The organism is Streptococcus oralis (assembly GCF_001578945.1).
GTDB classification, from domain to species: domain Bacteria; phylum Bacillota; class Bacilli; order Lactobacillales; family Streptococcaceae; genus Streptococcus; species Streptococcus oralis_Q.
Map to the genome: position 1 here is coordinate 45,965 of NZ_KQ969550.1, position 6,607 is coordinate 52,571.

9 protein-coding genes are annotated in these 6,607 nt (G+C 42.7%); 4 read left to right on the forward strand and 5 right to left on the reverse strand.

The window, feature by feature from the left end; translation table 11 throughout:
* The 3 genes from SORDD16_RS00175 to SORDD16_RS00185 all read right to left on the reverse strand — a co-directional run.
* Window positions 1–1,041 (reverse strand): HAD-IC family P-type ATPase (locus tag SORDD16_RS00175; RefSeq protein ID WP_164966465.1); only part of this gene is annotated, 1,041 nt, incomplete at its 3' end.
* A gap of 9 nt (window positions 1,042–1,050) precedes the next feature.
* Window positions 1,051–1,422, reverse strand: a complete 372-nt coding sequence (locus SORDD16_RS00180) for a cupredoxin domain-containing protein (protein ID WP_061451872.1) — start codon at window positions 1,420–1,422, stop codon at window positions 1,051–1,053.
* A 10-nt stretch (window positions 1,423–1,432) separates the two neighbouring features.
* Window positions 1,433–1,828, reverse strand: coding sequence for a CopY/TcrY family copper transport repressor (locus tag SORDD16_RS00185; protein WP_061451873.1), 396 nt, complete (start codon window positions 1,826–1,828; stop codon window positions 1,433–1,435).
* 199 nt (window positions 1,829–2,027) lie between these two features.
* Here SORDD16_RS00185 and SORDD16_RS00190 point away from each other — a divergent pair, with 199 nt between their 5' ends.
* The 4 genes from SORDD16_RS00190 to SORDD16_RS00205 are packed head-to-tail and all read left to right on the forward strand — an operon-like array spanning window position 2,028 to window position 4,982.
* On the forward strand, window positions 2,028–2,708 hold the full coding sequence (locus SORDD16_RS00190) for an amino acid ABC transporter permease (protein WP_061452257.1): 681 nt from the start codon (window positions 2,028–2,030) through the stop codon (window positions 2,706–2,708).
* The gene (locus tag SORDD16_RS00195; RefSeq protein ID WP_061451874.1) at window positions 2,668–3,345 is read left to right on the forward strand and encodes an amino acid ABC transporter permease; all 678 of its coding nucleotides are present in this window, start codon (window positions 2,668–2,670) and stop codon (window positions 3,343–3,345) included. Before SORDD16_RS00190 ends, SORDD16_RS00195 begins: the two co-directional genes overlap by 41 nt.
* Window positions 3,346–4,104: an amino acid ABC transporter ATP-binding protein gene (locus SORDD16_RS00200; protein ID WP_061451875.1), complete on the forward strand. Its 759-nt coding sequence runs from the start codon at window positions 3,346–3,348 to the stop codon at window positions 4,102–4,104.
* A gap of 11 nt (window positions 4,105–4,115) precedes the next feature.
* Window positions 4,116–4,982, forward strand: coding sequence for a cysteine ABC transporter substrate-binding protein (locus SORDD16_RS00205; protein WP_061451876.1), 867 nt, complete (start codon window positions 4,116–4,118; stop codon window positions 4,980–4,982).
* Window positions 4,983–5,041: 59 nt separating this feature from the next.
* On the opposite strand, the gene pyrE is transcribed toward SORDD16_RS00205, so the two are convergent.
* Together pyrE and pyrF are read right to left on the reverse strand one after the other, a co-directional pair.
* On the reverse strand, window positions 5,042–5,674 hold the full coding sequence (pyrE, locus tag SORDD16_RS00210; protein WP_061451877.1) for an orotate phosphoribosyltransferase: 633 nt from the start codon (window positions 5,672–5,674) through the stop codon (window positions 5,042–5,044).
* Window positions 5,675–5,716: 42 nt separating this feature from the next.
* Complete coding sequence (gene pyrF, locus SORDD16_RS00215; RefSeq protein ID WP_061451878.1) at window positions 5,717–6,418, reverse strand: orotidine-5'-phosphate decarboxylase; 702 nt, start codon at window positions 6,416–6,418, stop codon at window positions 5,717–5,719.
* Between the last annotated feature and the right edge of the window lie 189 nt (window positions 6,419–6,607).

Here is a 6,607-nt window from a genome sequence, read left to right on the forward strand (position 1 = left end):
ATCCGTCAAATCCTGAATTGGTGCTCGGCTGGTCTGAGCTTTCTTCACAAAGTCTACAATCTGAGCCAAAACAGTCTCTGAACCAACTTTTTCCGCTTTAAAAACAAGGGTTCCGCTATTATTGATAGTTGATCCAATGACCGTATCTCCAACTGTTTTGTCTACCGGCAGGCTCTCACCTGTCACCATGGATTCGTCAATACTGGAGACGCCTTCGACAACAACACCATCAACCGCAATCTTTTCACCAGGGCGCACTCGAATCAGGTCACCTACCTTGACTTGCTCCAAGGGAACTTGAACATAACAATCCTCACGCAAGACTTCTGCTGTTTTAGCTTGCAAATCCAGTAATTTCTCCACAGCTTGGGAAGTATTTTTTCGCATTTTTTCCTCAAAAACCGCCCCCAAAAGAACGAAGAAGAGGATAAATCCCGCACTTTCAAAGTAAACAGGGAGGCCAGTAAAGAGGGCTACTAGACTATAAAGATAGGCTACTAGAGTTCCCAGTGCCACCAAGGTATCCATGTTGGCATTGTGTTTTTTAAAGCTGGCCCAAGCACTCTGAATATAAGGACCACCTGCTACCAGCATAATAGGCGTTGTGGCTAAAAAGGTGCCCCAATGCACGACTGGATGACTAATAGTCCCTGTCAACATCCCAATCATGAGGAAAACAAGAGGCAGAGTAAAGACGCTGGTAATCCAAAAACGTTGCAAGAGAGATAGAGATTTTCGAGCCTTCTCAACTACGGTATAGCTTCCCTTTTGCATCTTCATGCCACATGAAAATTCATGCTCACCCAGCTCTTGAGGAGTAAAACGAATTGTTTTCTCCTCGTCCACGCCGATTGGTTCTAGAATTCCTTCTTCTTCAAAAAGGATTTCCTTGTAACAGTTTGAAGGAGTTGCACGATGAAAGGTAATCTCAGCTGGAATCCCTTTTTGAAGCTGGATATGGGCTGGATGATAGCCTTTTTCAGCTCGGATACGGATTTTTTGAATGCCATTTTCTAGTCTTGCTTTCACAATTTCAGTCATAGTTTTCTCCTACTCTACTATCATCTTACCGTGCATCATGTTCATACCACATGCAAAGCCAAATTCTCCAGCCTGCTCAGGTGTGATTTCCACTACATATTGTTCACCTATAGGAAGATCCGCATGCACACCAAAGTCTGGAAAAACAATCTGATCCAGACAGGGTGACGGATCCTTGCGTTCAAAGATAATGCGGGCTGGCACTGATTTTTTAAGAATAATCAACTCAGGCGTATAGCCCCCCATGACTTCCACTCGAATCTCTTGGTAGCCTTTTTTTTGCTGGGTCTTTTGTCCAGATTTTTCAGGCTTTTTGAAAAACCAAAACAAGATAAACGCGATAAGGGCAATACAAACAATGGTTACAATACTATTTAACATGGTGTCTCCTTTACATACAATTACATTTTACTTCAGCAACTGCGCTGGCTTTTTTCTCAAAAATCACAGCTTCCAAACCTTCTAAATCGGCCTGAGTGAAATCACATTCCACAATCAAATCAGCCAACAAGTTCTTAATCCTACGGGAACAAACCTTGTCTTTGATATCTTGGACAAGCAAGTCTCGACTTTGATCTAGAGTCAAAAGGGCTGAATAAACAAAGGACTTGCCCTCTTTTTTCCTAGTCAGACACTCTTTCTCAACCAAACGAGCCAAAAGTGTCTGAACCGTCGACTTGGACCAGTCAAACCGCTCTGCCAGAACCCTGATCAAATCCCTACTGGTCTGCTCCCCCTGCATCCAAATAATCTTCATAACCTGCCATTCTGCATCTGAAATCTGCATCAACACACCTCCAAAATCTACATTTGTCAATTATGTATAATAGTAGTATACTACTAAAATCTACATTTGTCAATTATGGAGTTACCTTGCTACTTTTACACATAAATATTTTCTATCACTGCGATAAAAAATATTTATTATCCAAATGTGCTTTTTAGTGCTACAATAACTATATTATTCCTAGATGGGAGGTTCTCTTTTGGATTGGTCCATTGTTGAACAATATCTACCGCTATATCAAAAGGCATTCTTTCTGACCCTACACATCGCAGTTTGGGGGATTTTGGGTTCTTTTCTTGTTGGTCTAATCGTTAGTATCATTCGGCATTATCGCATTCCTATTTTTGCGCAACTAGCCACAGCTTATATCGAACTGTCGCGAAATACGCCCCTTTTGATTCAACTCTTCTTTCTCTACTTCGGGCTTCCTCGGATAGGGATTGTCCTCTCCTCGGAGATCTGTGCAACACTGGGACTCATCTTTTTGGGTGGCTCCTACATGGCCGAATCCTTCCGAAGCGGGCTGGAAGCAGTTAGTCAAACTCAGCATGAGATTGGCTTAGCAATCGGTCTAACACCCACTCAGGTTTTTCGATACGTAGTCTTACCACAAGCCACAGCAGTAGCTCTGCCGTCCTTCAGTGCCAATGTAATTTTCCTGATTAAGGAGACTTCTGTTTTCTCTGCAGTAGCTCTAGCCGATCTTATGTACGTTGCTAAGGACTTGATTGGACTTTACTATGAGACAGACATTGCACTAGCTATGTTGGTAGTGGCCTATCTTATCATGCTCCTACCTGTATCATTATTCTTTAGTTGGATAGAAAGGAGGCTTCGCCATGCAGGATTCGGGAATACAAGTACTCTTTCAGGGAAATAATCTCCTGCGAATCTTACAGGGATTGGGAGTCACAATTGGTATTTCCATACTCTCTGTCCTTCTATCAATGATTTTCGGAACAGTCATGGGAATCATCATGACCTCCCATTCTAAAATTATTCGTTTTTTAACACGTTTTTATCTAGAATTCATCCGTATCATGCCCCAGCTGGTACTACTATTTATCGTTTATTTCGGATTGGCTCGAAACTTTAATATCAATATCTCAGGCGAGACTTCGGCTATTATCGTTTTTACTCTCTGGGGAACAGCTGAAATGGGAGACTTGGTACGTGGAGCTATCACTTCCCTCCCTAAACATCAGTTTGAAAGCGGACAGGCACTGGGCTTAACTAACTTCCAACTTTACTATCACATTATCATTCCACAGGTCTTGAGAAGATTGCTTCCGCAGGCCATCAATCTGGTTACTCGGATGATTAAAACCACTTCCTTGGTTGTCTTGATTGGGGTTGTTGAAGTTACCAAGGTAGGACAGCAAATCATCGATAGCAATCGCTTGACCATCCCAACTGCTTCCTTTTGGATCTACGGAACCATTCTGGTTCTGTATTTCGCAGTTTGCTTCCCCATTTCCAAACTATCTACTCACTTAGAAAAACACTGGAGGAACTAAATGTCTGATACTATATTAGAAATCAAGGACCTAAAAAAATCCTTTGGAGACAATCCCATCCTCCAAGGCCTTTCTCTGGATATCAAAAAGGGGGAAGTTGTCGTCATTCTAGGACCATCTGGTTGCGGGAAAAGTACCCTACTTCGCTGTCTCAATGGCTTAGAAACCATTCAGGGTGGAGATATTCTTCTGGATGGCCAGTCTATTGTTGGCAACCAGAAAGACTTTCACTTGGTTCGCCAAAAGATTGGCATGGTCTTTCAAAGTTATGAACTCTTTCCCCATCTGGACGTTCTGCAGAATCTTATCTTAGGTCCTATCAAAGCACAAGGACGGGACAAGAAAGAGGTGACAGAAGAAGCCCTGCAATTACTGAAACGCGTCGGATTGCTTGATAAAAAACATAGCTTCGCTCGTCAATTATCTGGTGGACAAAAGCAACGGGTTGCTATCGTACGTGCTCTTCTCATGCATCCAGAAATTATCCTCTTTGATGAGGTGACCGCTTCACTGGATCCAGAAATGGTGCGTGAGGTTTTGGAACTCATCAATGACTTGGCTCAAGAAGGTCGCACCATGGTTTTGGTAACCCACGAAATGCAGTTTGCTCAAGCTATTGCAGATCGGATTATTTTTCTTGATCAAGGAAAGATCGCTGAGGAAGGAACCGCTCAAGACTTCTTTACCAATCCACAAACCAAACGTGCACAGGAATTTTTAAACGTCTTTGACTTTAGCCAGTTTGGCTCATATCTATAAAGGAGATTTTTATGAAAATCATCAAACCAATTCTAACTGTTTTTGCTCTAGCATTTGCACTTATCTTTGTCACAGCTTGTAGCTCAGGTGGAAACTCTGATGCTGCATCAGGCAAAACCACTGCCAAAGCTCGCACCATTGAGGAAATTAAAAAGAGCGGTGAACTTCGTATTGCCGTATTTGGAGACAAAAAACCTTTTGGTTACGTTGATAACGACGGTTCCTACCAAGGTTATGATATTGAACTCGGAAACCAACTAGCTCAAGACCTTGGAGTTAAGGTTAAATACGTTTCTGTCGACGCGGCCAACCGTGCGGAATACTTGATTTCTAACAAGGTAGATATCACCCTTGCCAACTTTACCGTGACAGACGAACGTAAGAAACAAGTTGACTTTGCCCTTCCCTACATGAAAGTTTCACTCGGTGTTGTTTCACCTAAAGATAAGGTCATTAAGGATGTTAAAGATCTCGATGGTAAAACCTTGATTGTCACAAAAGGTACTACTGCCGAAACCTATTTTGAAAAAAATCATCCTGAAATCAAACTTCAAAAATACGACCAATATAGTGACGCTTACCAAGCCCTTCTGGACGGACGTGGAGACGCCTTTTCAACTGACAATACTGAAGTTCTAGCTTGGGCTCTTGAAAACAAAGGATTTGAAGTCGGCATTACTTCACTTGGAGAACCCGATACCATTGCACCAGCAGTCCAAAAAGGAAACCAAGAGTTGCTTGACTACATTAACCAAGAAATTGAAAAATTGGGTAAGGAAAACTTCTTCCACAAAGCCTATGAAAAGACACTTCACCCAACCTACGGTGACGCTGCTAAACCAGATGACCTCGTCGTTGAAGGTGGAAAAGTAGAATAATACTTAATGAAAATCACAAAAAATCAGGTAATCCTAGCGACTACCTGATTTTCTATGTTTTAGACATTCTGCCAATTCTCTTGGTCTTCTTTAAATCGTTTTAATAAATCCAGTCCTTCTTGTGTGATGTAGCCTTCTTCTTGGGCCAGGTGGATGAGCTCGCTGTAGTTAGAAAGCGTCACAAGTTTGACACCTGCGTCTGAGAAGTTCTTATCTGCTTTTGGCAATTGGTAGCTGAAAATCGCTACGACACCAAGAACATCTGCACCTTCACGTTTGGCAGCTGCTACTGCTTCGAGAACTGAGCCACCAGTTGAGATCAGGTCTTCCACAATCACCATTTTTTGTCCTTGGGCCACACGGCCCTCGATTTGATTTCCAGCTCCGTGATCTTTTGGTTTGCTGCGGATGTAGGCAAAAGGCAAGTTCATCTTGTCAGCAATGATAGCTCCGTGTGGAATCCCTGCTGTCGCTGTACCAGCGATGACTTCTACCTCTGGGAAAGCTGCTTTGATAGCATTCACAAAACCATTTTCAATCAAAGTTCTAGTTTCCGGGTAAGCTAGGGTCACACGATTATCCGTGTAAATCGGGGACTTGATGCCAGATGCCCAAGTGAAAGGCTCTTCTGGTTTGAGATAAACCGCTTGAATTTTCAATAGATGGCTAGCAATGTCTCTAGCAAGTGTCATGGTATACTCCTTCTTATTCTTAAATCTATAATCAAATACGCTTTAGGCCCAATCGCGTGTCCATTCTTCCTTGATAGCATGGTAGGCTGCTACAGGGTCTTCTGCCTGTGTGATAGGACGGCCTACTACAATGTAGTCACTACCGATTTGATAGGCTTGACCAGGGGTCACAACCCGTTTTTGATCCGCTACATCAGTGCCCGCTGGTCGAATACCTGGTGTCAAGCAGATAAAATCTTCGTTTGTAGCTTCCTTGATGAGTTGAGCTTCTTGGGCTGAGCAAACCACTCCATCCAATCCAGCTTCAGCTGTTTTCTTAGCATAGTGAATCACTGATTCTTGCAGACTAGTTTGGATATTTTGACAGTCTTGCATCTGTTCTTCGGATGTTGAGGTCAATTGGGTCACCGCAATAAGAATCCCTTGATCACCAAGGCCTTCACGCGCGGCCTGCATCATCTCAAGTCCACCTGCAGCCTGAACATTAGTCATATCGACACCCAGACTTGACAAGATTTTCATGGTTGACTTGACCGTATTTGGAATATCATGCAACTTGAGATCCAAAAAAACACTATGTCCCAATGATTTCAAATAACGCACAACTTCGGGACCTACTGCATAGTAGATTTCCATTCCTACCTTGACATAGAGTTTTTCCTCTGCTGGAAAAAGGGCTAAAAATTCTTTGGCTTCCTCAAAACTTGGAAAATCCAGAGCAATGACCGGGCGACTCTCACGCATTCTTTTCTCCTATTCTTTGCTGACAGTCCATTGCTCAAAAAAAGGAACCTGCTAGCAGCTAGGTTCCACGAAAAACGGGTAGTCTCCACCCTTTCACTGTCTAACCTTAGCCGCCTCTCTGGACTGCTTTAAAAGTTTTCTACTATTCTATTATTTATAACAACACTTGTCAAGTAAAAACTGAAGATT